General features: G+C 33.7%; 24 protein-coding genes. 15 read left to right on the plus strand and 9 right to left on the minus strand.

From position 1 onward, the window contains the following. Nucleotides 1-302 precede the first annotated feature (302 nt). Complete coding sequence (locus ACSVH9_RS06720; protein ID WP_438063039.1) at nt 303-1004, minus strand: alpha/beta fold hydrolase; 702 nt, start codon at nt 1002-1004, stop codon at nt 303-305. Between the two features lie 363 nt (nt 1005-1367). Between ACSVH9_RS06720 and ACSVH9_RS06725 the strand changes: the two genes are divergently transcribed. From ACSVH9_RS06725 to glgB, 4 genes are all read left to right on the plus strand, one after another. Further along, complete coding sequence (locus tag ACSVH9_RS06725; protein WP_438063040.1) at nt 1368-2648, plus strand: glucose-1-phosphate adenylyltransferase; 1281 nt, start codon at nt 1368-1370, stop codon at nt 2646-2648. A gap of 85 nt (nt 2649-2733) precedes the next feature. Continuing rightward, entirely contained in the window at nt 2734-4665 is a 1932-nt protein-coding gene (locus ACSVH9_RS06730) for an alpha-1,4-glucan--maltose-1-phosphate maltosyltransferase (RefSeq protein ID WP_438063041.1), read from the plus strand. Then, nucleotides 4665-6299 carry a trehalose synthase gene (locus ACSVH9_RS06735; protein WP_438063042.1) on the plus strand — a complete coding sequence of 545 codons (1635 nt, stop codon included), beginning with the start codon at nt 4665-4667 and terminating at the stop codon, nt 6297-6299. The genes ACSVH9_RS06730 and ACSVH9_RS06735 overlap by 1 nt, the downstream gene beginning before the upstream one ends. Before the next feature lie 36 nt (nt 6300-6335). Continuing rightward, nucleotides 6336-8243: a 1,4-alpha-glucan branching protein GlgB gene (gene glgB / locus ACSVH9_RS06740; protein WP_438063043.1), complete on the plus strand. Its 1908-nt coding sequence runs from the start codon at nt 6336-6338 to the stop codon at nt 8241-8243. A 193-nt stretch (nt 8244-8436) separates the two neighbouring features. On the opposite strand, the gene ACSVH9_RS06745 is transcribed toward glgB, so the two are convergent. Together ACSVH9_RS06745 and ACSVH9_RS06750 are read right to left on the minus strand one after the other, a co-directional pair. Continuing rightward, nucleotides 8437-8859, minus strand: a complete 423-nt coding sequence (locus ACSVH9_RS06745; RefSeq protein WP_438063044.1) for a thiol-disulfide oxidoreductase DCC family protein — start codon at nt 8857-8859, stop codon at nt 8437-8439. A 4-nt stretch (nt 8860-8863) separates the two neighbouring features. Further along, the gene (locus ACSVH9_RS06750) at nt 8864-11029 is read right to left on the minus strand and encodes an endonuclease MutS2 (protein WP_438063045.1); all 2166 of its coding nucleotides are present in this window, start codon (nt 11027-11029) and stop codon (nt 8864-8866) included. A gap of 98 nt (nt 11030-11127) precedes the next feature. On the opposite strand from ACSVH9_RS06750, the gene ACSVH9_RS06755 reads away from it, so the two are divergent. Next, the gene (locus ACSVH9_RS06755; RefSeq protein WP_438063046.1) at nt 11128-11529 is read left to right on the plus strand and encodes a nuclear transport factor 2 family protein; all 402 of its coding nucleotides are present in this window, start codon (nt 11128-11130) and stop codon (nt 11527-11529) included. Beyond that, nucleotides 11522-12217: a uracil-DNA glycosylase gene (ung, locus tag ACSVH9_RS06760; protein ID WP_438063047.1), complete on the plus strand. Its 696-nt coding sequence runs from the start codon at nt 11522-11524 to the stop codon at nt 12215-12217. Before ACSVH9_RS06755 ends, ung begins: the two co-directional genes overlap by 8 nt. On the opposite strand, the gene ACSVH9_RS06765 is transcribed toward ung, so the two are convergent. The 5 genes from ACSVH9_RS06765 to ACSVH9_RS06785 form a co-directional block, all read right to left on the minus strand. Beyond that, a complete protein-coding gene (locus ACSVH9_RS06765; RefSeq protein ID WP_438063048.1) occupies nt 12218-12592 on the minus strand; it encodes a DUF4258 domain-containing protein in 375 nt (124 codons plus the stop codon). It lies immediately after the preceding gene. Nucleotides 12593-12629: 37 nt separating this feature from the next. After that, the gene (locus ACSVH9_RS06770; RefSeq protein ID WP_438063049.1) at nt 12630-13823 is read right to left on the minus strand and encodes an alanine dehydrogenase; all 1194 of its coding nucleotides are present in this window, start codon (nt 13821-13823) and stop codon (nt 12630-12632) included. Nucleotides 13824-13899: 76 nt separating this feature from the next. Further along, complete coding sequence (locus ACSVH9_RS06775) at nt 13900-14379, minus strand: GNAT family N-acetyltransferase (RefSeq protein ID WP_438063050.1); 480 nt, start codon at nt 14377-14379, stop codon at nt 13900-13902. Between the two features lie 15 nt (nt 14380-14394). Beyond that, nucleotides 14395-14802: a tRNA (adenosine(37)-N6)-threonylcarbamoyltransferase complex ATPase subunit type 1 TsaE gene (gene tsaE / locus ACSVH9_RS06780; protein WP_438063051.1), complete on the minus strand. Its 408-nt coding sequence runs from the start codon at nt 14800-14802 to the stop codon at nt 14395-14397. A gap of 85 nt (nt 14803-14887) precedes the next feature. Next, nucleotides 14888-16441, minus strand: coding sequence for a PglZ domain-containing protein (locus tag ACSVH9_RS06785; RefSeq protein WP_438063052.1), 1554 nt, complete (start codon nt 16439-16441; stop codon nt 14888-14890). Between the two features lie 220 nt (nt 16442-16661). Here ACSVH9_RS06785 and ACSVH9_RS06790 point away from each other — a divergent pair, with 220 nt between their 5' ends. From ACSVH9_RS06790 to ACSVH9_RS06830, 9 genes are all read left to right on the plus strand, one after another. Beyond that, the gene (locus ACSVH9_RS06790; RefSeq protein WP_438063053.1) at nt 16662-17891 is read left to right on the plus strand and encodes an HD domain-containing protein; all 1230 of its coding nucleotides are present in this window, start codon (nt 16662-16664) and stop codon (nt 17889-17891) included. A gap of 40 nt (nt 17892-17931) precedes the next feature. Then, entirely contained in the window at nt 17932-18972 is a 1041-nt protein-coding gene (gene lpxD, locus ACSVH9_RS06795; RefSeq protein ID WP_438063054.1) for a UDP-3-O-(3-hydroxymyristoyl)glucosamine N-acyltransferase, read from the plus strand. Further along, entirely contained in the window at nt 18965-20353 is a 1389-nt protein-coding gene (locus tag ACSVH9_RS06800; protein ID WP_438063055.1) for a bifunctional UDP-3-O-[3-hydroxymyristoyl] N-acetylglucosamine deacetylase/3-hydroxyacyl-ACP dehydratase, read from the plus strand. Before lpxD ends, ACSVH9_RS06800 begins: the two co-directional genes overlap by 8 nt. 70 nt (nt 20354-20423) lie before the next feature. Continuing rightward, nucleotides 20424-21209, plus strand: coding sequence for an acyl-ACP--UDP-N-acetylglucosamine O-acyltransferase (gene lpxA, locus ACSVH9_RS06805; protein WP_159684876.1), 786 nt, complete (start codon nt 20424-20426; stop codon nt 21207-21209). Between the two features lie 89 nt (nt 21210-21298). Then, complete coding sequence (gene efp / locus ACSVH9_RS06810; protein WP_438063056.1) at nt 21299-21865, plus strand: elongation factor P; 567 nt, start codon at nt 21299-21301, stop codon at nt 21863-21865. 81 nt (nt 21866-21946) lie between these two features. Beyond that, the gene (locus ACSVH9_RS06815; RefSeq protein WP_438063057.1) at nt 21947-22876 is read left to right on the plus strand and encodes a UDP-3-O-(3-hydroxymyristoyl)glucosamine N-acyltransferase; all 930 of its coding nucleotides are present in this window, start codon (nt 21947-21949) and stop codon (nt 22874-22876) included. Between the two features lies 1 nt (nt 22877). Then, nucleotides 22878-23240: a nuclear transport factor 2 family protein gene (locus ACSVH9_RS06820; protein ID WP_438063058.1), complete on the plus strand. Its 363-nt coding sequence runs from the start codon at nt 22878-22880 to the stop codon at nt 23238-23240. An 85-nt stretch (nt 23241-23325) separates the two neighbouring features. Then, nucleotides 23326-24198, plus strand: coding sequence for a succinate--CoA ligase subunit alpha (gene sucD / locus ACSVH9_RS06825; RefSeq protein WP_438063059.1), 873 nt, complete (start codon nt 23326-23328; stop codon nt 24196-24198). 73 nt (nt 24199-24271) lie between these two features. Further along, a complete protein-coding gene (locus tag ACSVH9_RS06830; protein WP_438063060.1) occupies nt 24272-24694 on the plus strand; it encodes a hypothetical protein in 423 nt (140 codons plus the stop codon). Between the two features lie 170 nt (nt 24695-24864). Here ACSVH9_RS06830 and ACSVH9_RS06835 read toward each other — a convergent pair whose 3' ends face one another. Beyond that, complete coding sequence (locus ACSVH9_RS06835) at nt 24865-26031, minus strand: hypothetical protein (protein ID WP_438063061.1); 1167 nt, start codon at nt 26029-26031, stop codon at nt 24865-24867.

Here is a 26031-nt window from a genome sequence, read left to right on the forward strand (position 1 = left end):
TTTAGTAGCTGCTAGTAAATGTTATTTGTAAGTAGTTTCAATGATGAAATATGATAATTAACATTTATGCGCATTTTGTAAGAATGACGTTAAATATTGACTTTATTTAATTATTTAACCTTTTTTATGTCGTACAAGCAGTTTTTTTTTTTTTTTTTGTTGATTAATTTTAAGTAATGATTTCAGAAAAGTATATATTTTTTAAATTTGAGTATTGTATAGAAAAATTTATTAAGTTGTATATTCTGTTTCGTGTGTAGCTTTTACTATAATCAGAAGTAGTCATAATTTTATTCAGTCAATTAATTTTTTAATATAAAATTAGTAGTAGCCTCAATAACATCTTTATCTCCTAAAATTTTACGGTGTCCAAGGTTGTTGGTAAGTAAAAGTGTTCCTTTTTTGCAATGTTCATGAATATGTATACCTGCTGAAACAGGCACTTCAACATCATTGCGATCGTGAATAACCAATATTGGAACATTGATATTAGCTGCAGCTTTGTAGGCAGAATAATCATCCATAATACTACCATATTTTTTTTCAAAATGAGCTCTAAGTTGATTACCTATCTCTGGATTTAGTTTTAGTTTAATAACGAAATCATCTACTATATCTTGTACAACATCACCACTCCCAATAACGGTTGCATTTTTTACTTTTAGTCCTTTATTTATAGCATTCAGTGTTGACATTCCACCTAATGAGTGACCAATAATTGCTTCAAATGGGCCAAACTGTTTGTCTATTTCCAATATAGATTCAATGAAGTCGGTCATAATTGAGGTTTGACCTGGAGATTTTCCGTGAGCTGGTGCATCAAAGCTTATTGTAGAATAGTTGTTTCTTATTAATTCATCTGCAATTTTGAACAATTGAGTTCCTCTGCCTGACCATCCATGTACCAACAATATTTTTTTATCTGAATTTCCGTAATGGTAAGTCATTATTTCTTTATTGATTGCAGCAACTTTTATGATTTGTTTCTTTGATTTTGATTCCATTTCATGCTCTCTTTTCGGAGTCTTATGTTTGATTGGGGTAACAAAAAGTTTTGCTGCGAATCGTGTGACTAATTTTGTCGAAATAAAAGCGAATATTTTAGCGGTTATTAAAATTACTTTTGGAATTCGCAAATTTTTTGGAGAACTAGTCTTTGTTTTTGGCATTTTACTAATTTTTTTTAAAAAGTTGTAGTGACGTTCTTTTTTACTAAATTTAAGAAACATAAAAGTAATATAAAATCTATTTTATAGCTCAATTTTTTGATTAATGTATAGATATTTATGATTTATATTATTGTTTGTTCATATTATTAATTTCTTATTAAAGTGTTAATTAGGTGTAATGTTTTTAACTAAAAGAAAATGAAACAGCAAAAAAAGAATGTAATTGCTATTATTTTAGGAGGGGGTCAAGGCTCTAGATTGTATCCATTGACTGAGTTTCGTTCAAAACCTGCGGTACCTATTGGTGGGAAATATCGCTTAGTTGATATCCCTATTTCGAATTGTATGAATTCTGATATTTTTAGGATGTTTGTTTTGACCCAATTCAATTCCAAATCTTTAAATGCTCATATTAAAAACACCTATAATTTTAGTATTTTCAGTCATGCTTTTGTTGATATTTTAGCTGCTGAGCAAACGCCTGATAATCCTACTTGGTTTCAAGGAACCTCTGATGCCGTTAGACAATGTATGCCTCACTTTTTGAATCATGATTTTGAGTATGCTTTGATTTTGTCAGGTGATCAATTGTATCAAATGGATTTTAATGAAATGCTTGAAGCTCATATTGATAATGGTGCTGATATTTCAATAGCAACTTTACCTGTAAATGCAAAAGATGCTCCTGAGTTTGGTATCTTAAAAACAAATGATGCTAGTTTTATTGAGGCTTTTATTGAAAAACCTGCCGCCGAACTTTTGCCCCAATGGGAGTCTGATGTAAGTGAGGAGATGAAACAACAAGGTAAACACTATTTAGCTTCAATGGGGATTTATATTTTTAATAAAAAACTATTGATTGAGTTGATGAAAAATCCCGAAACTAAAGATTTTGGTAAAGAGATAATTCCTCAAGCTGTTGGTAAGCAAAAAATTCTTAGTTATCAATATGAAGGGTATTGGACTGATATTGGAAATATTGAATCTTTTTTTGATGCTAATATTGGATTAACGAATGATATTCCTGATTTCAATTTATTTGATAACGATAATAAAATCTACACTAGACCTCGATTATTGCCACCATCGAAGTTTAAAAGTACTCATTTAGATAATTCCTTGATTTCTGAAGGTTGCATTATTAATGCCAAAGCAATAAAAAAATCTGTGATAGGTAACCGATCTAGAATAGGAGAAGGTACCGTAATTGAGAATTCTTATATTATGGGTAATGATTTCTATCAAAGTTTAACTGATATGAAGGAGGATATCGAAAATGAGAATCAATTAATAGGTATTGGTGAACGTTGTTACATTAATCATGCTTTAGTGGATAAGAATTGCCGAATTGGTAATGATGTTTATATCAATGGAGGGAAGCATCTTACCAATTGTTCCGAGGAATTGTATTGTGTTAAAGATGGAATTGTGGTAATTAAAAAAGGTAAAACCTTACCCGATAATTTTAGAATAGAATAGATTATTGCTCTAAAGTAATTATCAACATAATGATTGTAGTATCAATTTCTATCGTATAGAAAGTGATTTAATTTTTTTTAATATTATGAAGCAAACTCGAATTGTTATTGAAAATGTGATGCCACAATTAGATGGTGGTGCTCATTTTATCAAAAGAATAGTGGGGCAAACTATACATCTTACAGCAGATGTTTTTTCGGATGGACATGATGTAATTGAATGTTGTATTAAATACAAACACGAATCTGAAAAAAAATGGCAGGAAGTACGAATGTGGCCTACTAATAATGATGAATGGAATGGAAGTTTTAAAGTTGAAAAACAAGGTTTTTATAGCTATTTTGTAGAAGGTTGGGTTGATTATGCGCTGAATTGGCAACATGGCACTGAGCGTAAAATTCAAGATCATCAATATGTGAAATCAGAATTACTTGAAGGAGCGGAGTATATAGAAGCAATTGTAAAAAAAGTCGATGCTTCTGAGAAAGACTATTTGAAAAAGTTAATTCAACTTTTCAAAAACGAAGCGGATTACGATGAAGCCGTTAAAGAGGCTACTTCCTACGAATTAAAGAGTATTTTTAAAAAATATCCTGTTCGTTACATCGAAAATAAATCTTCGGAATTAAAGGTCTATGTAGATAGAAAAAAAGCGTTGTTTAGTACTTGGTACGAATTTTTTCCTAGATCTTCATCCGAAGAACAAGGAAAGCACGGTACTTTTAAAGATTGTGAACGATTGTTGCCGAGAGTAGCTGCTATGGGTTTTGATACCTTGTATTTTCCACCCATTCATCCTATTGGAGAAATCAATCGAAAGGGAAAAAACAACACGACCAATGCACAAGAAGGTGATGTTGGTTCTCCATGGGGAATTGGTTCTCAATATGGTGGACACAAATCAACTCATCCTGAATTAGGTTCTATCGAAGATTTTAAATCTTTGGTAAAAAAAGCGCACGATTTAGGTATTGAGGTGGCAATGGATTATGCTTTGCAAGCGGCTCCCGATCATCCTTATGTTAAAGATTTTCCTCAATGGTTTAAGTGGAGACCTGATGGTACAGTTCAATATGCTGAAAACCCTCCCAAAAAATACCAAGACATTCAACCAATATATTTTGAAAGCAAAGATTGGAAAAACCTTTGGAAAGAGTTATTAGATGTAGCTTTGTTTTGGATTGAAGAATGCAATATCAAAGTCTATCGCGTAGATAATCCACATACCAAACCGTTTTATTTTTGGGGATGGTTGATTGGTGAAATCAAGAAAAAACATCCTGATGTATTGTTTTTAGCCGAAGCTTTTACCCGTCCCAAAATAATGAATGAGTTGGCCAAACAAGGATTTAGTCAATCGTATACTTATTTTACTTGGAGAAATACCAAAGCCGAGTTAATAGAGTATGTTACGGAGTTAACGCAGTCTTCTCAAAAAGAGTTTTATAGACCTAACTTTTGGCCTAATACGCCAGATATTAATCCTTTTGCCTTGCAAGGAGGTAATGAATCGATTCATTTGCAAAAGTATTTTTTGGCGGCTACTTTAAGTTCTAATGTGGGGATTTACGGACCTGTTTTTGAATACATGATTAGTGCTCCAATGGCTCCAGGAAAAGAAGAGTATTTAGATTCTGAAAAATACGAGTTTGTAAAGTGGGATTGGAGTATTCAAAACAATTTGACCCGCAGAATAACCCAAATTAATGCAATTAGAAAAGAACAAAATTCGTTGCAACAAACCAATAACATTGTTTTTTGTGAGACCAATAACGATCAAGTTATTGCTTACTATAAATATGATGATAACAAACAAAATGAAACCTTAATGGTGGTTAGTTTAAACGATCAACATGTGGTTCAAGCTATGGTGCGATTGCCTTATACGCAGTTAGGAAATCAGCCCATCCGCGTACACGATTTAATTACAGATGCCACTTACTACTGGGAAAACGAATGGAATTTTATAGAATTAGGACCTAATGTACCTTTTCATTTATTTAAAATAATTAAGTAATGGTTGATAAAATTAACGAAGACGAATTCCAAAATCCGTTTGTTTTCAATATTGATTGGAAAAACGCTTTTGCTGAAGAAGATTTTGTCAAAGTATTTTCTTCGGATATACTCGAAAATTACATTATCAATAAACGATGGTATGGTGGAAAAGCCAGTACGCTAAAGTATATTGAGATTGTAGAATCCTTTCAAATTTCTTCAAAAAAGCATACTTACTATGGGGTTTTGTTTGAAGTTAATTTTAAAGAAGCTTTCTACCAACATTATTTTATGCCTATTTCATTCATGTCTGAAGTCGATTTAGAAACCAATACGGTAATTGCTCCAGTAATAATGAATGGCGTTCAAGGCTATTTGGTCGATGCACTTCATCAGGAAGATTTTCGTAAATTATTGTTTGACAATATAGTGCATTCTAGTAGTAAGTTAGATGCTAAATTGAACTTTCATTGTGGTACCAAATTAACACAAAAGACCTATCAGAGCTCTAAATTTATGGGGGTGGAGCAAAGCAATACCTCTATAATTTACAATGACACTTTGGTCTTAAAAATCTTCAGAAGGATTTATATCAATATGAATCCAGATTATGAGATAAGCCGTTTTTTAACTGAGCGTATGCATTTTGAAAATTCACCGGCCTACACAGGAAGTATCAGCGTTATTTTGACAGAAGGAAATATCACTTTGGGGTTAATGCAAGAGTTGGTGCCAAATCAAGGTGATGCATGGAAATTTATGTTAGAAGAGGTAGACCGCATTTTCGAAAACTTGAGCTATCGCAAAATTAAAATTGACAAATTACCCGAGGTCGAATTATTTTCTAGATTACGATTGAATGATATTCCACATGAAATTATCGATTGGGCAGGGTTGAAGATTTTTTTACGCATTAGAACATTGGCTACACGTACTGCCGAAATGCACATTGCCTTAGGAAGCGATATTCATGAAACAGCATTTACACCAATAACTTACAATAGTGATTATTCGGTTTGGTTAAAGAACCGATTGACCTATCAATTTCAAAACCGATTAAATATTCTTGAAAACAACTTACACAAACTGGATGGCTTGGCTCTGGAATTGGCCAATCAGTTTTTAGATCAAAAAAAGAACATTCGTAAAGTTTTCTTGGATTTTGATTGGACCAAAATGAAATCTGAGCGTATTCGAATACACGGTGATTATCATCTTGGTCAAGTATTAGTTAACGGAGAAGATTTTTTCATTCTAGATTTCGAAGGAGAACCAGAAAGTACCATTCGCGATCGAAAAGTAAAACAGCCCCCATTGAAAGATGTTGCTGGAATATTTCGTTCCTTTCATTATGCCATCTATGCGACCATTTTTAATAATAAAGACAAGTACAATTATGAGCAATCTGAATTGTTTATGGCGGGAGAGTTGTTGTACAAATACTTTGTTGGAATCTTTTTGCAAACCTACACTGAAGTAGCTCAGGCAGGTAATCTTAATATTGGTTACAAAAATGAAATTGACTTTTTACTCAAATATTGTTTGCTAGAAAAAGCAGTTTATGAATTAGGGTATGAGTTGAATTCAAGACCTCGTTGGTCTGTAATTCCACTGACAGGAATTGCGAGTATAATGAATTTTAAAACAAAATAACTTACAGTACTGAGCAATCAGTTTAAAAAATAAAAAATGAATAAAGTACAAGTACATTCCCTTTTCACTGAATTTGATATCGATTTATTTAAAGCTGGGAAGCATTTTCGTCTCTATGAAAAATTAGGCGCACATCCAATTGAAGTGAATGGCGTGAAAGGAGTATATTTTGCCGTTTGGGCACCCTCTGCGCAGTCCGTTTCTGTGGTTGGAGATTTTAATTATTGGATAGCAGGCAATCATGAGTTGTATGTGCGTTGGGATGCTTCGGGTATATGGGAAGGTTTTATTCCAAATATCACTAAAGGTACGACTTATAAATATAAAATTCAGTCATCCAACAACGGAATAGTTACTGAAAAAGCGGATCCTTTTGCTTTTTATTGCGAAAAACCGCCACACACCGCCTCTGTAATTTGGGATTTGGATTATAAATGGGATGATGACAAATGGATGAAGTCTCGAAAAGAGCACAACGCGCTAGATAAACCCTATTCTGTTTATGAAGTGCATTTGGGATCTTGGAAACGCCATGCGGATGACAATAGTTTCTTAAGTTATACTGAAATGGCTGAAGACCTTGTGGGGTATGTCAAAGAAACAGGATTTACACACGTTGAGTTCATGCCCGTAATGGAATATCCCTACGATCCTTCTTGGGGGTATCAGTTGGTTGGGTATTTTGCGCCAACTTCTCGTTTTGGCAACCCTCAAGAGTTTATGTATCTCGTAGATCGTTTACACGATGCAGGAATTGGGGTGATTTTGGATTGGGTACCGTCACATTTTCCTGATGATGCACACGGTCTAGGTTTTTTTGATGGCTCTAACTTGTTTGAACACCCAGACCGCAGAAAAGGTTACCATCCAGATTGGAAGAGTTTGGTATTCAATTATGGTCGTAACGAAGTGCGTTCTTTCTTGATAAGTAATGCTTTGTTTTGGTTGCACCACTATCATGTGGATGGATTGCGAGTTGATGCTGTGGCTTCTATGTTGTATTTAGATTATTCTAGAAACGATGGGGAATGGGAACCAAATATTTTTGGTGGACGCGAAAACCTAGACACGATAAGTTTCCTTAAAGATTTTAATGAAGCCGTTTATGCCAATTACGAAGGCGTGCAAACCATAGCCGAGGAAAGTACCTCATTTCCTATGGTGTCTCGACCAACTTTTGCTGGTGGACTTGGATTTGGAATGAAATGGATGATGGGTTGGATGCACGATACCTTACATTATTTTCAAAAAGAGACGGTTTATAGAAAATACCATCAAAATGAGTTGACTTTTTCTATGACGTATGCTTTTTCAGAGAATTTTATGTTGCCACTTTCTCACGATGAAGTGGTGTATGGAAAACATTCCATCGCAGGAAGAATGCCAGGTGATGAATGGCAAAAGTATGCGAATCTAAGGTTGTTATACGGGTACATGTTCACGCATCCAGGAACAAAACTGCTGTTTATGGGTAGCGAATTTGGGCAAAGCGCTGAGTGGAATTTTGAAGCGAGTCTCGATTGGCATTTGCTACAATATCCTTTTCATCAAGGAATCAAAGCCGTGATTACTGCCTTGAATTCTTTGTATAAGTCTGAGCCTGCCTTGTATGAAAAGCAATTTAGTCCCGAGGGATTCGAATGGATTAACTATTCCGACCACGATAATGCAGTTATGACTTATATCCGAAAAGGGAATGATGCAAAGAATGATTTGATTGTAATTTGCAATTTCACTCCAGTAGTTCGAGAAAACTATCGCATTGGGATACCTAGAAAAGGTGAGTTAACCGAAATATTCAACAGCGATGCCAAGTCATTTGGCGGAAGTGGCGTACAACAAAACGGAAAGTTAAAAGTCGAAGCCACACCTTATGATGGCAGAGATTATTCCATCGCCTTGACGTTGCCTCCTTTGGCGATTTCCGTGTTCAAAATAAAATAGCCTTGTGCATTCAAAATAAAATCGTTTATAAGACAGAAGTTTTGTAAACGATTTTTTATTTGGGCGTGCCCTCCTCTAGCCAGAAAAAGGCTAGAGAAGGTCGTGCTGTACGTTCCCGCTTCCCGATAGAAAAAATCGGGAGAGCTCCACTGCCATCACTCACGCAAGCGTTTTCATAAGTACTATTCTGGAATCAAAGAAATTTTGCTTTCAATTCAGGAGTAGGCAATAAGCAATGTTCTTGTTGACCGTACCATTTGTACCTGTTTTTGGCTACATAATCATAAATGGAATTCAAAAGGGGAGCGGGAAGGATTTTAAAGACAATAGCCAAACTAAAAATTCCACCAAGCTCCTTTGCAATGTTCAAAACCGCTTCCGATTTATAAGAATACGAAACCCCTGGCGCATAAAAAACAAGACTGTCTATTTTGCGGGTATCAATACCAATGTGTTTTTGTATAGCTATACCCAATTCACTTTGTAAAGCCACAAATCGGAACACATCTTTTTTATCGTGTTGTATAATGGTTTGTACGGCAGAATTACACAAATTGCAAACGCCATCAAAAAGTATGATTTTTTTGTTTTCAGGAAGCGATAGCGAGTGTTGCATTTTTTTATTTTTTTACTGCTTCAACTAATTCCAAATCGTCTAAACTTACTTTCGAAGTAAAAATACCATAATTGACAGTAGCTTTATTTTTCTCAATACTATCAATCGTTCCCACCGCTTTTCCATCAGCCATGCGCACTCTATCGCCTAATTTTAGAATAGGTTTTGGTTTTTCAACAACGGGTTTCAGTTTCTTTTCTTTTTTGATTGTTCTGATTTCCTCAACCTTAACTTCAACCTCTTTGATAATCTCTTTTTTCTTCTCTATGATGACTTTGGCTTCTTTGGCTGAAATCTTTTTACGCTTGGAGTTTTCTATTTCAATAATTTTCAAAAACTCACCAATGAGTTCTTTTTTGTTCTTATTGTTGAAGTATTTCTCAGAAATGTCCTCTATTTTTTGACCAATGTAAATCGTTTTTTGGTTGCTGTCATACAATTCCTGATAGCTTTCCAGTTTTTGCTTGATTTTTACATTGATGTTTTCCATTTTTTTGCTTTCCTCTCTGGCTTTCGATTCTTCTTCTTTTAGTACTTGAGAGGTTTTTTCGAGTTTAGAACGTTCTTTTTGCAACGTGGCAATAGTTTTGTCAAAACGTACTTTTCCGGTTTCGATTTTCTTCTTGGCACGATTGATTAAGCCAAACGGAATACCGTTTTTCTGAGCTACTTCAAAAGTAAACGAACTACCTGCTTGTCCCAAAACGAGTTTGTACAACGGCTCTAATGTTTTCTCATCAAAAAGCATATTGGCATTTTGAGCACAAGGTAATTCATTAGCCAAAATCTTTAAATTGGAGTAGTGGGTCGTAATAATTCCAAAAGCTTCACGATGGTAAAATTCTTCCAAGAAAATTTCGGCAAGTGCGCCACCCAAATCTGGGTCAGAACCTGTACCAAATTCATCAATCAAAAACATGGTTTTTCTATTGCACTTCTTTAGAAAATAATTCATGTTTTTTAAGCGATAACTGTAGGTACTCAAATGATTTTCTATGGATTGATTGTCGCCAATATCCGTTAAAATTCGGTCAAACAAAAAGGTTTCACTGCGTTCGTGTACCGGAATCAACATACCCGATTGCAACATTAATTGTAATAAACCAACGGTCTTTAAGGAAATGGTTTTTCCACCAGCATTAGGTCCAGAAATAACGATGATTCGGTTATCTTGGTTCAGTTCTATAGTTTGCGGATGCGTAACTTCGTTCTTTTGTTTGTTGTTCAAATACAAAATAGGATGGTAAGCATCTCTTAGAAATAACCTTCTTTCTTCGCTGATTTGAGGTAAAATAGCATTGATTTTGTTGGCATATTTGGCTTTCGCAGCAATAACATCAATATCACTCAAAAACTCTTGGTATTCGATAAGCAAAGGCAAATACGGACGAATAGCGTTTGATAATTGCTTTAAGATTCGGGTGATTTCTTCCTTTTCTTCATATTCTAGATTGCTCAATTCACGTGAATATCTCAAAGTAGCTTCTGGTTCGATATAAGCAATACTGCCTGTTTTCGAGCTACCTAAAATGGTTCCTTTTACTTTTCTGCGGTACATCGCCAAAACAGCTAAAACTCTACGATTTTGAACAAAACTTTCTTTGATATCATCCAAATATCCCAAGCCGTTATATTGCGATAAGGCCACGCCAAAACTTTGGTTTACTTTACCACGAACCACGTTCATATTTCTTCGAATGTTGAGTAAATCTGGAGAAGCATTGTCTTTGATTTCACCATATTTGTCTACGACTTCATCAATTAGCGTAATGATATTTTTGGTGTATTCTACTCTAGCGGCTCTAGCATTCAAATTAGGATAATAGTCTTCGAATTTTTTTAGGAAATTCAATAAGAAGTTGCTTGTACTGGATAGCGTAGCAATTTTTCTAAAACTTCCTACTTCTAGAAAGCTATCTTCAATTCCAAGAAATTTGATTTCATAAGTAATGGCGTCAAATCCGTGATTTGGAATGGCATTGTTATTTTGAAAAGAAGAAACATACTCTGAAGTTTGCAACAAAGCTTCCATCAACGTTTCTTTCTCTCTGAAAGGCGTTATTTTTAATGCTTTCTCTTTACCAATATCGGTATTGCAAATATCCGATAGGGTTTCGAGTACAGTGGGGAATTGTAAATCTTGTAATGTTTTTTCGGTGATAGCAATCATGAAATCGTTTAATTTTGGTATGCAAAAATAAGTATTCCTTTTTGAGTATTCGCATAATTAGTCGATAGCTTCCTTTTATATTCAATAAATACTTTTTTATGCCAACTACAAATAAAATAGATTCTCACTCTCAAAAACAATTTTTACATTTGAACAAAAAAGATATGACTCCAGAAGAATTAGTTCAAGAACAATTAGAAGCTTATAATGTTCAAGATTTACAGCGATTTGTAGCTTGTTTTTCAGAGGACGTTCAAGTGTATAAATTCCCTAATCTATTGCAGTATTCTGGTACTATCAATTTTGAAAATCATTATGCAAAGGCATGGGCAATGAATCCAAATCAAAAGGCAATTGTTAATGAGAGAATGAGTTTAGGGAATTTGGTTATTGATAAAGAAAAAGTCATTGGAAGAGTGTCAGGAGAGGTGGTTCAAGTAATCGCAATGTATAAAGTGGAAGGTGGAAAAATAACTCAAGTATTTTTTGAATATGAATAATTTAAAGTCCGAATCTAAATCATTGTACTTGGCTTCAGATTGGGCATTGTTTTTAAAAGACGAGATAGAAGCAGAGTATTTTAAAACATTGATGCAAGATGTCGATGAAGAATATCAAAATCATACCTGTTTTCCGCCAAAAGACTTGATTTTTTCAGCTTTTAATCATTGTACATTAGAAGAGGTAAAAGTAGTCATCATTGGTCAAGACCCTTATCATGGAGAAGGCGAGGCCAATGGTTTGAGCTTTTCTGTGAATGATGGAGTTAAAATCCCACCGTCTTTACGCAATATTTATAGAGAATTAACAGATGATTTAGGTGCTATTTTTATGCCTACTTCGGGAAATTTAGAAGCGTGGGCAAAACAAGGAGTTTTGTTGTTGAATGCTACTTTGAGTGTTCGAAAAGACAGTCCCAATAGCCACAAACATTTAGCTTGGAGTCAGTTTACAGATGCCGTTATCGAAAAATTAGCTTCTGAAAAACAACAGCTTGTTTTTTTACTTTGGGGAAGTTTTGCGCAAAAAAAAGGCAATAAAATTGACCGAACGCAACACTTGGTTTTAGAATCGGGTCATCCATCGCCTATGAGTGCTAATCAAGGAAAATGGTTTGGAAATAAACATTTTTCACAAACCAATGCCTATTTAGCTTCAAAAGGGTTACAACATATTATCTGGTTATAATTATCTCTTGATGATATCTCTTAAAACTGCTTTGTTTGAATAGTTGATTACTTCAACTGTGATTTCTTGATTTTTGGCAGTTTTTCCGTAAATGGTGTAAAGTTTTCCTTTTTCAAGCGGAAGGTTGCTTTTGTCGAAATCTACATCGCCGAATTTTAAGGTATTTTTAATATCAGCAGTGTCGACCCATTTTTCGTTTAGAATTTGAGAGGCTTTTTCAGAGTATTCAAAGGGTTTGTTTCTTAAATCATTCAACACACGAGCGTTTGGAAAATAATTGCATCGGGTGTCTTTGCCAGAAAAGATAGCGGCTACAACAAATAATCCCATCAATAAACCAATCAAATAATAAGCGAAACGATATGTAAACTTCATGAAGTAATTTTTTTTGCAAAGGTAATTGAAACTTAGCTTAAAAAACAATTAAATTAATATCGTTGTCTTGAATGTCAAACCAATCTCCAATAGCTTTATTTGTAAGTATCCCGTGGTACAGATACACTCCGTTTTTAAGTCCTTTGTTGCAACGTATAGCGCTTTCTAAACCACCATCTTCAGCAATTTGTAGCAAATAAGGAGTAATGATGTTACTAATTGAAAGCGAAGCTGTTTTGGAATAACGGGAGGGAATATTAGGGACGCAATAATGCAATACATTGCTTTTGATAAAAGTTGGTTTTTCGTGACTTGTTATTTCTGAGGTTTCAAAACAACCACCGGTATCAATACTTACATCAACGATAACTGCACCTTTTTTCATATGCTCGACCATCGTTTCTGTCACTACAATTGGGCAACGTTCTTTGCCACGCATCGCGCCAATAGCTACATCGCACCTTCTCAATGCTTTTAATAAAGCTTTGGGTTGAATGGTTGAAGTGAATATGCGTTGGTTTAAATTGTTTTGCAGACGTCTTAATTTGGTAATGGAATTATCAAAAACTTTTACATTAGCGCCAAGTCCAATAGCTGTTTTGGCAGCAAACTCACCCACAGTTCCAGCGCCTAGAATCACCACTTCGGTTGGAGGAACTCCCGTGATGTTTCCAAATAACAATCCTTTGCCAAACTCGGTGGTAATCATTAAATCTGAAGCAATGAGTATAGAAGCGGTTCCAGCTATTTCGCTTAAGGATTTTACGGCTGGGTAAGAGCCATCTTCATCTTTAATATATTCAAACGCTAAAGCTGTGATTTTTTTTCTTGCTAAAGCTTCGAAATAAGCTTTTTGTCTGGTTTTTAATTGAATCGCAGAGAGTAATATTGCTTTGTTGTTAAGCATTTCTATTTCTGCTAGAGTAGGTGGTTCTACTTTTAAAATCATTGGGCAACTAAAAACCTTTGCGGTATCTTTAGTTATTTCGGCACCTGCATCACAATATTCTTTGTCACTGTAGCTTGAACTTTCGCCAGCACCCGATTCAATCATTACGCGATGCCCTTGAAAGGTAAGCGAATTAACAGCGTCAGGAGTTAGGCAAATTCGTTTTTCTTGATAGCTGGTTTCTTTAGGAATCCCAATGAAAAGCTCACTTTTATGTCTTGCAACTTCCAATTTCTCTTCTTGGGGCATCAACTGTTGTTTGGTGAATGGGCTAATCGACATAATTGTTAAAAATTTAAGCGTACAATTTACAAAAAGTATTTAAGTATTTTGGGTTTAGATTGCAGGAACTCTTTATTTACTGAGGTAAAAGCAGTTCCATTTTGATATCGGCTCTTTCGTACACACCAGATTCTACTGGAATTTCTTTGAAACCAAAGGATTCATACAAGTGTAGCGCCGATTTTAGTTGTCGGTTTGAATATAAAATTAACTTCTGGATTCCGAGTTTTTGGGCTTCTTCAATGCAAAATTCTAGTAGTTGTCTACCAACTCCTAATCCTTGAGCTTTTTCCGTAACCGCCATTTTGGATAATTCAAAAGTAGTAGTGTTTATTTTTAACAAGGAGACAGTACCTACTATTTCATCTAAATGTTGCGCATAATATATTTTTCCGCCTTTGTTGATGATTTCTTCAACAGGGTTGCTCAACACCAATTCATCTTTGGGTTCTACTTTAAAATACTTTTGCAACCATTCTAAATTTAATGTTTTAATGGCTTCTTTGTGGTTAATAGAAAATGGTATGATGTCAATATTGTTTTTTGGATTGTTCATTGTAGATGGTACTTTTTATTCTAATGTCAGTTTTCGATTTCCATCAGGTAGTACTTCTATTGTAATAACCGAATGTTGTTCCGGAATTAGATTAGAGATTTTCTCAGCCCATTCAATAAAACACCAATGCCCAGAGTAGAGGTATTCATCAATTCCCATATCCAAAGCTTCGATTTCTGTTTTTAATCGATAACAATCAAAATGATAAATGTATTGATTGTTAGTGGTATAGTACTCATTAACTAAAGAAAAAGTTGGGCTACTTGTTGGTTCGTTGACTCCTAAATTTTCACAAAGCTTTTTTATCAAGGTAGTTTTTCCTGCACCCATTTCTCCATTAAATAATAGTACTTTATTTGGGTTTTGTTCTAGTAGCTGTTTAGCAACTTGGTCAAGTTGTTCGATTGAAAATGTGATTGTCATTCTTGTAAAATTTATGAATTGCGGAATGGCATTTATTGCTTATAGTTTCTCTTTACTATGGTTGTTGTAAATAATTAGGCAATAGTTATTTTGGATTAAATACTAAAAATGGAATAATCATTTCTTCTAATGAAATTCCGCCGTGTTGATAGGTGTTTTTATAGTAACTAACGTAATGGTTGTAATTGTTAACGTAGGCCAAAAACAAATCATTTTTTGCAAAAATATACGAACTAGTCATATTTATAGCAGGTAGCCCAATTTCTTTTGGGTCTTTTACTGCATAAACATCTTTTTGCTCATAAGTCAAGCTTCTTCCGGTTTTGTATCTTAAATTCAAACTTGTGTTTTTATCGCCAACTACTTTAGATGGATTTTTAACATTTATGGTGCCGTGGTCGGTTGTTAAAATCAATTTAAAACCTAATTTTTGGGCTTGTTGAATGATTTCAAGCAGAGGAGAATTTTTAAACCAGCTCAAGGTTAGCGAGCGATATGCTTTATCATCTGATGCTAATTCTTTCACCACATCCATTTCTGTTTTTGCGTGCGATAGCATATCTACAAAATTATACACAATGGTTACAAGGTCATTTTCTTTTAATGATTTGAAACTTTCTGCTAGCTTTCTTCCGCCTGCAAGGTTTGTTATTTTGAAATAATCTTCCTTTAAGTTTAGTCCTAATCGTTTTAATTGTGCGCTAAGGAATTCAGCTTCATAAAGGTTTTTGCCGCCTTCTTCGGGATCGTTTTTCCAATATTGAGGAAACTTTTTTTCCATCTCTAATGGAGTTAATCCTGAGAAAATGGCATTTCTAGCATATTGGGTTGCTGTTGGAAGAATCGAGTAGTAGGGCACTTCTTTCTCAAGCTTGTAGTAATTCGCTACCACATTTTCGAAGGCTTTCCATTGGTCGTATCTTAAATTATCAATCACTACAAAAAGTACTGGTTTGTCTTTCTTTAGAATTTCTGGGACAACCAATTCTTTGAATAGTGTATGGGATTGTATGGGTTTATCACTCTTAGGTGCAAACCAATCTTCGTAATTACGTTCAATAAATTTTCCGAATTGTGAATTGGCTTCAACTTTTTGAGATTCTAAAATCTCAATCATACTCTGATCATCTATATTTTCTAATTCTAATTCCCAAAACAGTAATTTTTTGTAGAGTTCAATCCAGTCTTCATAAGAATTTACCATAGCCATCTCTAGGGTAATTTTTCTGAATTCTTTTTGATAATCTAAAGTTGTTTTTTGAGAGATTAGACGTGAGTGATCTAAATTTTTCTTTAGACTTAAAAGGATTTGATTTGGATTTACGGGTTTGATTAAGTAATCGGCAATTTTGGAACCAATTGCCTCTTCCATAATGTATTCTTCCTCACTTTTGGTAATCATAATCATTGGTATGGCAGATTTTTTTTCTTTCATTTCAGAAAGAGTTTCTAAACCGCTCATTCCAGGCATGTTTTCATCCAAAAAAACAATGTCGAAATTATTTTCTTCAAAGATACTTATAGCATCAAGGCCGTTATTACAAGTAGTAACACTATAATTTTTCTTTTCTAGAAATAGAATATGAGGTTTTAGTAAATCGATTTCGTCATCTACCCAAAGTATTTTTATTGTATCCATATTTAGTGGTAAAGCATTCAAAATTAATAAAACTTTTAGCCAAATTAATTAAATATATCAGGCAGTATAATACAATTGTGATTTTTTTAGCTAATATTTTTTTTTATCAGAGAACTTCAATGTTGTGTATACTTTGTGTTTGGCTTTATTAAATACTTGTCTTAAAATATTGTAAAGTCTAAATTAGTTATATTTGTTGTCCTAAAAAAAGTAATGTCACGTGAGCCAAATCAATAAACTCAAAATATTCAACGATCCTATTTACGGATTTATCACTATTCCCAACGAATTAATTTATGATTTAATTCAGCACTCTTATTTTCAGAGATTGCGTCGTATATCTCAAATGGGGTTGTCTTATCTTGTCTATCCTGGAGCCAATCATACCCGTTTTCATCATGCATTAGGATGTATGCATATCATGCAAAAAGCAGTTGAATCCCTTCGTTTTAAAGGCGTTGCTATCTCAGTTGAGGAAGAAAATGCATTGTATATAGCTATATTATTGCACGATATTGGTCACGGGCCTTTTTCTCATGCCATGGAAAGTAGTATTGTAGAAGATGTTCATCACGAAGCAATTTCTTTGTTGTTTATGCAGCAATTGAATAAGGAGTTTGATGGAAAATTGAGTTTAGCAATTCAAGTATTTAAAGGCGAATACCATCGGAAGTTTATGTTGCAATTGATTTCAAGTCAGTTGGATATGGACCGAATGGATTATTTAAAAAGAGATAGTTTTTATTCTGGTGTTTCTGAGGGAAATGTTAATTCTGAGCGAATTATACAGATGATGAATGTGGTTGATGATGTTTTGGTAATCGAGGAAAAAGGAATTTATTCTGTAGAAAAGTTTTTAATGTCACGCCGATTGATGTATTGGCAAGTGTATCTTCATAAAACTAGTTTGGTTGCTGAATCTATTTTGACTAAAATTTTAAAAAGAGCAAAGGAGCTTACTTTAAAAGGTGAGGAGTTAACGGCGAGTTTACCATTGTCTTTTTTTATGCATAATAAGGTAACAATGGAAACTTTTGATGCTGATACCTTGAATTTGTTTTCTAAATTAGATGATTTTGACATTATCAGCGCTTTGAAATCTTGGCAAGACCATCCCGATTTTATTCTGTCTTCATTGAGTAAAATGATTATTAATCGCGATTTATTGAAAATAAAGTTGAGTAGTGAAAAAGTTACTAGCGAAGAATTGTTGCCACTCAAAGAGCGATTTGTGTTAGAAAATGGGATTACATTAGCTGAGGCTAATTACTTTATTTTTAGAGGAAAAATCAAAAATCAAGCCTATAGTAAAGAAGCTGAGCCTATACGTATTCTTAAAAAAGACAAGACCATTGAAGATATTGTTGATGCTTCAGATCAATTGAATTTTAAATCTGTATCTAAGTTTGTTACAAAGTATTACATCTGTTTCCCAAAACAACTGTTATAATTTTTAACAATTAAAACCTATTTTTTATATTTTTGTCGGGATGAAATTTACAGCAGAACAAATAGCAGGTATTTTAGAAGGAGAAGTGGTTGGTGATCCAAATGCATCGGTGTCTAGATTATCAAAAATTGAGGAAGGAACGGAAGGGTCATTGACCTTTTTGTCTAACCCTAAGTATTTAAACTACATTTATTCGACTCAAGCTTCAATAACTATTGTTAATGATACCTTTGAGCCAGAGTCTCCTATAACTACTACACTTATTAAAGTAAAAGATGCTTACGCTTCTTTTACAAAATTACTTGAGTTTTACAACGAGGTAAAAAGAAATAAATCAGGTATTGAGCAACCATCAGTTATTTCCGAAAATGTAAAATACGGTGATAATTTGTATTTAGGGAGTTTCAGTTATATCGGACAAAATGTTGTTATTGGGACAAATGTTAAGATATATCCTAATAGTTTTATTGGTGATAATGTTGTGATTGGTAATAATGTTACTATTTTTGCCGGCGTTAATATTTATTCTGAGACAATAATCGGTAATGATTGTGTAATTCATTCAGGAGTTGTAATAGGTTCAGACGGATTTGGTTTTGCACCTCAACCTGACGGCACTTTTGATAAAATACCACAAATAGGAAACGTTGTTCTAGAGGACGGTGTCGATGTAGGTGCGAATACTACAATTGACAGAGCTACTCTAGGGTCTACGATTATTAAGCGAGGTGTTAAGTTAGATAACCAAATACAGATTGCGCACAATGTTGAAATTGGTGAGAATACAGTAATAGCAGCTCAAACAGGTATTGCTGGTTCTTCAAAAGTAGGTAAAAATGGAATGATTGGTGGTCAAGTCGGAATATCAGGTCATCTTACACTTGGTGATAATGTTAGAATCCAAGCTCAATCAGGGGTAACAAGAAATATAAAGGACGAAGAAGTGCTGCAAGGCAGTCCTACATTTGGATATAATGATTTTAATAAGTCGTATGTTTATTTTAAAAAGTTGCCACAATTAGTAGCAGAAATAGAAGAATTAAAAAAAATAATAAATCAAAAAAATGGAAATAATGGTTAAACAAAAAACCATCAAAACGGAGATTTCCTTAACTGGTGTTGGATTGCATACAGGGAAAGAAGTTACTATGACTTTTAAACCTGCTCCAGTAAATAATGGTTTTACATTTGTTAGAGTTGATCTTGAAGGGCAACCTATCATAGAAGCAGATGCTAATTATGTTGTAAATACACAAAGAGGAACTAATCTTGAAAAATTAGGGGTTAAAATTCAAACTCCTGAACATGTTTTGGCGGCATTAGAAGGTTGTGATTTAGATAATATTATTATCGAATTGAATGCTTCTGAATTACCAATTATGGACGGTTCTTCAAAATATTTTGTTGAAGCAATTGAAAAGGCTGGAATTGAAGAGCAAAACGCTAAGCGTAATGTATATGTGGTAAAAGAAATTATCTCTTTTACTGATGAAGCTACGGGTAGTGAAATTCTTGTTATGCCAAATGATCACTATTCGGTAACAACTATGGTAGATTTTGGAACTAAAATTTTAGGAACTCAAAATGCTACTATGAAGAGTATAGCTGATTTCAAAACAGAAATTAGCGAATCAAGAACTTTTAGTTTTTTACATGAATTAGAATCTCTTTTAGATAATGGATTAATTAAAGGAGGAGATCTTAATAACGCGATAGTATATGTAGATAAAGAAATTTCTGCAAGCACTATGGAAAATCTTAAAGTTGCTTTCGGTAAAGAGTCAATTTCTGTAACGCCAAATGGAATTCTAGACAATCTAACATTGCATTATCCAAACGAAGCTGCTAGACATAAATTATTAGATGTAGTTGGAGATTTAGCGCTTATTGGAACAAAAATTCAAGGAAAAGTTATCGCAAATAAACCAGGTCATTACGTAAATACTCAATTTGCTAAAAAAATGGCAAAATTGATTAAAATTGAACAACGTAATTTTGTTCCTGTTTATGACTTGAATCAAGAACCTTTAATGGACATTCATAAAATTATGTCTGTTTTACCTCATAGACCTCCATTTTTGTTGATTGATCGTATTATCGAAATGACAGATACCTATGTGGCTGGAATGAAAAATGTTACAATGAACGAAAATTTCTTTGTAGGCCATTTTCCAGATGCTCCAGTTATGCCAGGAGTTTTAATTGTTGAAGCTATGGCTCAAACAGGAGGGATTTTAGTATTAAGTACAGTTCCTGATCCTGAAAATTATTTGACTTTCTTTATGAAAATTGATAAAGTTAAATTCAAGCATAAAGTACTTCCAGGAGACACTTTAATTTTTAAATGTGATTTGATTACACCTATTAGAAGAGGAATATGTCATATGCAAGCTAATGCTTATGCTAATGGTAAATTAGTAGCTGAAGCAGAATTAATGGCTCAAATTGCTAGAAAACAATAATTTTCTTTGTTTATATGATTAATGGTATACTCCATGAATCATTAAACAGCTTAACGATTAAATAGAAAAAATGAATCAACCATTAGCATATGTACATCCTGGGGCAAAAATTGCCAAAAATGTAGTGATAGAGCCTTTTACAACAATCCATAATAATGTTGTTATTGGTGATGGTACTTGGATAGGCTCAAACGTTACTATTATGGAAGGTGCTCGAATTGGTAAAAATTGCAATATTTTTCCAGGGGCAGTTATTTCAGCAGTGCCTCAAGATTTAAAATTTGGAGGAGAAGATTCTTTGGCCATCATTGGAGATAATTGTACAATTAGAGAATGTGTAACCATCAATAGAGGAACTATTGCTTCAGGTCAAACGACTTTAGGTAATAATTGTTTAGTTATGGCAACTGCTCATATTGCCCACGATTGTCATATTGGTGACAATGCGATTATAGTGAATGGAGTTGCTTTAGCAGGTCATGTAATTGTTGGAAAATATGCTGTAATAGGCGGATTAGCTGCAGTTCATCAATTTATTCATATTGGAGATCATGCAATGGTTTCAGGTGGGTCTTTGGTAAGAAAAGATGTTCCTCCTTTTACAAAAGCAGCCAAAGAGCCTTTATCTTATGTAGGGATTAATTCAGTTGGTCTAAGAAGAAGAGGTTTTACTACCGAAAAAATTAAAGAGATACAGGATATTTATAGAATTTTGTATCAAAAAAATTATAATACTACTCAAGCTTTGGGTATTATCGAAGCAGAGATGGAAGCTACACCAGAACGTGATGAAATTATAGATTTTATTCGTAATTCATCTAGAGGAGTTATGAAAGGCTATTCTGGGAATTATTAAAAGCAAGTAACATATTGATTCAATTGTTTGAAAAAAAAATAATTTATCAGTATAAGAATTAAAAAAGTAACAATATTAAATAAAAAAAAATGGCATCTACTTCAGATATTAAAAACGGACTTTGTATTAAATATAATCACGATATATATAAAATCATTGAATTTCTTCATGTTAAACCAGGTAAAGGTCCTGCTTTTGTAAGAACTAAATTGAAATCATTGACTAATGGTAAAGTTTTAGATAATACTTTTTCTGCAGGGCATAAAATTGATGTTGTACGTGTAGAAACGCATACTTTTCAATTTTTGTATCCAGAAGGAAATGAGTTCCATTTTATGAATGCTGAAACTTTTGAGCAAATTACATTAAACAGAAACGTTTTGGATGCTCCAGATTTATTAAAAGAAGGAGAAAACGTAATGATTCAAATTAATACAGAGACAGATTTACCTCTTTCTGTTGATATGGCACCATCTGTTGTGTTAGAAGTAACTTATACCGAGCCAGGTGTTAAAGGGAATACTGCAACAAATGCTACAAAACCAGCAACAGTTGAAACTGGGGCAACAATCAACGTACCTCTTTTTATTAATGAAGGTGATAAAATTAAAATTGATACAGCTACTAGTTCTTATATGGAGCGTGTAAAGGAATAGTTTTTATAAGTTTTTAGTTTTTAGTCAGCACATATTGATTGAAAACTGCTACTAGAAACTGTGATTAAAAACTAAAATGTTATGAAATTCCATAAAGAAATAGCTTTAAAAGATATCGCTTCATTAATCGGATGCTCATTTGTGGGCGACCCTGATTTTCCTGTTTTCGGAATGAACGAAATCCATGTGGTTGAACCAGGAGATATTGTTTTTGTTGACCACCCAAAGTATTACGATAAAGCTTTACAATCTGCTGCAACTATTGTTTTGATTAATAAAGAAGTAGCATGTCCACAAGGAAAAGCACTTTTGATCTCTGACGATCCTTTTAGAGATTTTAATAAGTTGACGATACATTTTAAGCCTTTTGTAGCTTCAAATGTCACTATAAGTTTATCGGCAAAAATTGGAGTTAATACTGTAATTCAGCCAAACGTTTTTATTGGAAACGAAGTTGTGATTGGAGATAATTGCTTGATTCATTCTAATGTTGCGATATATGATCACACCGTTATTGGCGATAATGTTATTATTCACTCTGGTACTGTTTTGGGAGCCGATGCTTTTTATTATAAAAAAAGAGACACGGGGTTTGATCAATTAATTTCTGGAGGAAGAGTAGTTATTGAGAATAACGTTGGAATAGGAGCGCTTTGCACAATAGATAAAGGTGTTACCGGCGATACAAGAATTGGAGAAGGTACTAAGTTAGACAATCAAGTACATGTTGGGCACGATACTGTTATTGGTAAAAAATGTCTAATTGCTTCTCAAACTGGTATTGCAGGTTGTGTGATTATTGAAGATGAAGTGACATTATGGGGACAAGTTGGTACAACAAGTGGAATAACCATTGGATCTAAAGCAGTGGTAATGGGGCAAACTGGAGTAACTAAATCTGTAGAAGGAGGCAAGTCTTATTTTGGTACTCCAATCCAAGAATCAAGAGAGAAGTTGAAACAGTTAGCTAATATCAAAAAGATTCCAGAAATTTTAAATAAATTAAAATAATATGTCTGCAAAAGATTTTGTTAAAGCATTTTACAAATCGGATGCTTTGATTGATAGTACAATTTTAAAGGAATTTATTCATCCAGAGATTGTAATTGATTGGTACTCTACTGAAGGCTATGTTCAAATGAATTACAATTCCTTGATTAATTTAGCTGATGAGTTGCATAAAGCTTATGTAAGGTCTAAGGTGCGAATTAGCCATATTATTGAAGAAGATAATCTAATTTCTGTACGGTATTCTCATTTTGTGAAAACGATTGAAAACCCTAGAGAAGAAATGTTATTGGCTCATTTTATGATGATTTGGGAGATTAAAGATGATAAACTTTACAGAGGTTATCAAATGAGTCAAGTATCCTAAATAATTTGATACTAAATGGGTTTGAAATAATTTCAAAAACCTTACTTTTGCAACACAATTTTAAAAACTACATAAAAAATATATCATGAGTGTTTTAGTTAATAAAGATTCTAAAATTATTGTTCAAGGATTCACAGGTAGCGAAGGAACTTTCCACGCTTCTCAAATGATAGAATACGGAACAAATGTTGTTGGTGGTGTAACTCCAGGAAAAGGTGGGTCTACACACTTAGATTTGCCAGTTTTCAATACAGTTAAAGATGCTGTAGAGCAAGCAGGAGCCGATACTACAATTATTTTTGTTCCACCCGCTTTTGCTGCTGATGCTATTATGGAAGCTGCAGATGCTGGTATTAAAGTTATCATTGCAATTACAGAAGGAATTCCTGTAGCAGATATGATCAAAGCTAATGCTTATGTAAAAGAAAGAAATGCTAGATTAATCGGACCAAACTGTCCAGGTGTTATTACTCCAGAAGAAGCTAAAGTTGGAATTATGCCAGGTTTTGTTTTCAAAAAAGGTACAGTTGGGATTGTTTCTAAATCTGGTACTTTAACCTATGAAGCAGCTGACCAAGTTGTGAAACAAGGATTAGGAATCACTACAGCTATTGGAATTGGTGGAGATCCAATTATTGGAACTACTACAAAAGAAGCAGTTGAGTTATTAATGAATGATCCAGAGACTGAACTTATCATTATGATTGGTGAAATTGGTGGCCAATTAGAGGCTGATGCTGCTAAATGGATTAAAGCAGACGGTAACCGTAAGCCAGTTGTAGGTTTTATTGCTGGAGAAACTGCACCAGCTGGTAGAACGATGGGGCATGCTGGAGCAATTGTTGGAGGATCTGATGATACTGCTGCTGCCAAAAAACAAATTATGAGAGATAACGGTATTCACGTTGTTGATTCACCAGCCGAAATTGGTAAAAAAGTAAAAGAAGTTTTAGGATAATTTCCTGATTTCAAAATTATAAATCTCAAAATGCCTCACGATTTTGTGAGGCATTTTGTTTAAATAAAAAGATATGTATAAAGAATTAAAAAAGTTTAAAGTAACCAACAGTTTTTTGTTTTCTCCAGAGGATAGCTTAGAGCAAGTTTGCAATGCATCTGAAGGTTGTGGAGTATTCTTGGTTTATGATTTGACCACAGCTAAAGAACTAATTATGGTGGGTTCTACAGGAACCGTTCAAAACAATGGTACTCTCAAAATAAAAAATGGAGGTTTGGCTGATAAAATTGTTGAAGGGCATCAATTTGCTAAAACAGGAAGAAAATATTCTTGGCCTGCTCAAATGAAATTAGAAGGTATTTCTTCTCTTGAAGTCGTTTGGTACGAAACTTTTAACGCAGATGTAAAAGGGATTCCAACAAGTGTTGAAGGGCAAGTTTTGCAAAACTTTTTAGATGAAAACGGAAAACTTCCTAGATGGAATGTAGCTTTCTAATACATCTAACTGTATAATTACTTTTTGTTTGCTATGGCGAATAAGTAATAATGAATAAAAAAGAGTACATCAATGTACTCTTTTTTTGTTTTTATATCTTAATGGAATGATATTTTAAACACCGTTTTTAGAATGAGATAAAGTTGTTTTTTTTTTTGCAAAGTTCATCTTTAAAAACTTCCAGAAGCGCCACCACCGCTATAATCACCTCCTCCAAATTTCATAGGCGATTCCTCTATTTTGGTTTCTGGTTTTATGCCAAAAGCTGTAACAGCCACTAGGGCTTCAGTACTTTTAAGACCTTTTTTCTGAGTTAGTCGATCAAGTTCAAATGTGATTCCACTTGTTTTATCTTTTAATTTTTGAATTGAAAAATAAGAAATGGTAAAAAGAAGTATTCCGCCCAAAGTCATAGCAACTTCAACTGGTAGAATTGAGTGGTAATAGCGAATAGTAAAAATGGAAAATCCTATACACAAAGCACCAATCCATAGTAAGTAGCGATCTTTTGTTTTTAATGCAGTCATAATATAAACAATCGGAACTGTTATTGTAAAAAAGTAAAAGAAAAGAGCAAATGGAATGTCTTGATTTGGTTTTAAATTTATGCCTAGTAATTCAGAAGAGAGTTCTCTAACTACAAAATAGTTACAAGAAAGGTAGGCTAAGATGAGGTAAAAACTATTTGCGATTACTAATCCTTTGTGATAATAGAGTTCTTTTAGTTGTGTCAGTTTTCTTTTAGTAAAAAAGTAGCACACAACCGCAAAGATAAGGGTTGCAAAAGGTAAAATGGTCTTGCCAATAGTACCTATTTCCAACAAAGCATAGAATAAGGTTGCTGTTGTTGCTAAGCAAAATACTAGGAGGGATATGTTGTGTATAAATCTTTTATACATTAGTAAGGCACTAATTGAAACAAAGAATGCAATTAGAAGTTCAAAAGTCTCTGAATTGATTCTAATAGCAATAGCAAGATTTAAAATACTTCCTAAAATAAAAGCGTCGTCAACACCATAATTTTTGTAGTTTTCTCGAGCCAAAAACTCAGCAGCAGCCCATCCTATAATTGCAAATAAGTAAAAACAAAAGTGGAAATAGGATTCTCCAATTTGTACTCCAATGATTGAGATGGTGCCACAAATTGAAGCATAAAGCAGGCTTCCAAGGATGAAAAAAGCTAAGCGAAGGAGTAGGTTGTTTTGTGCCTTAAAAACGGGTAAATTGTTCTTTATACTATGCGCTTGTTCTTGAGTGATAAAATTAGCATTCAAAAAAGTATCTGTTTCTTCAATTAGAACGATGTTCGTTAATTTATTTTCGTCGTAAGCTCTCAT

The sequence above is a fragment of the Flavobacterium sp. RSSB_23 genome (assembly GCF_051547145.1).
Lineage (GTDB): Bacteria > Bacteroidota > Bacteroidia > Flavobacteriales > Flavobacteriaceae > Flavobacterium.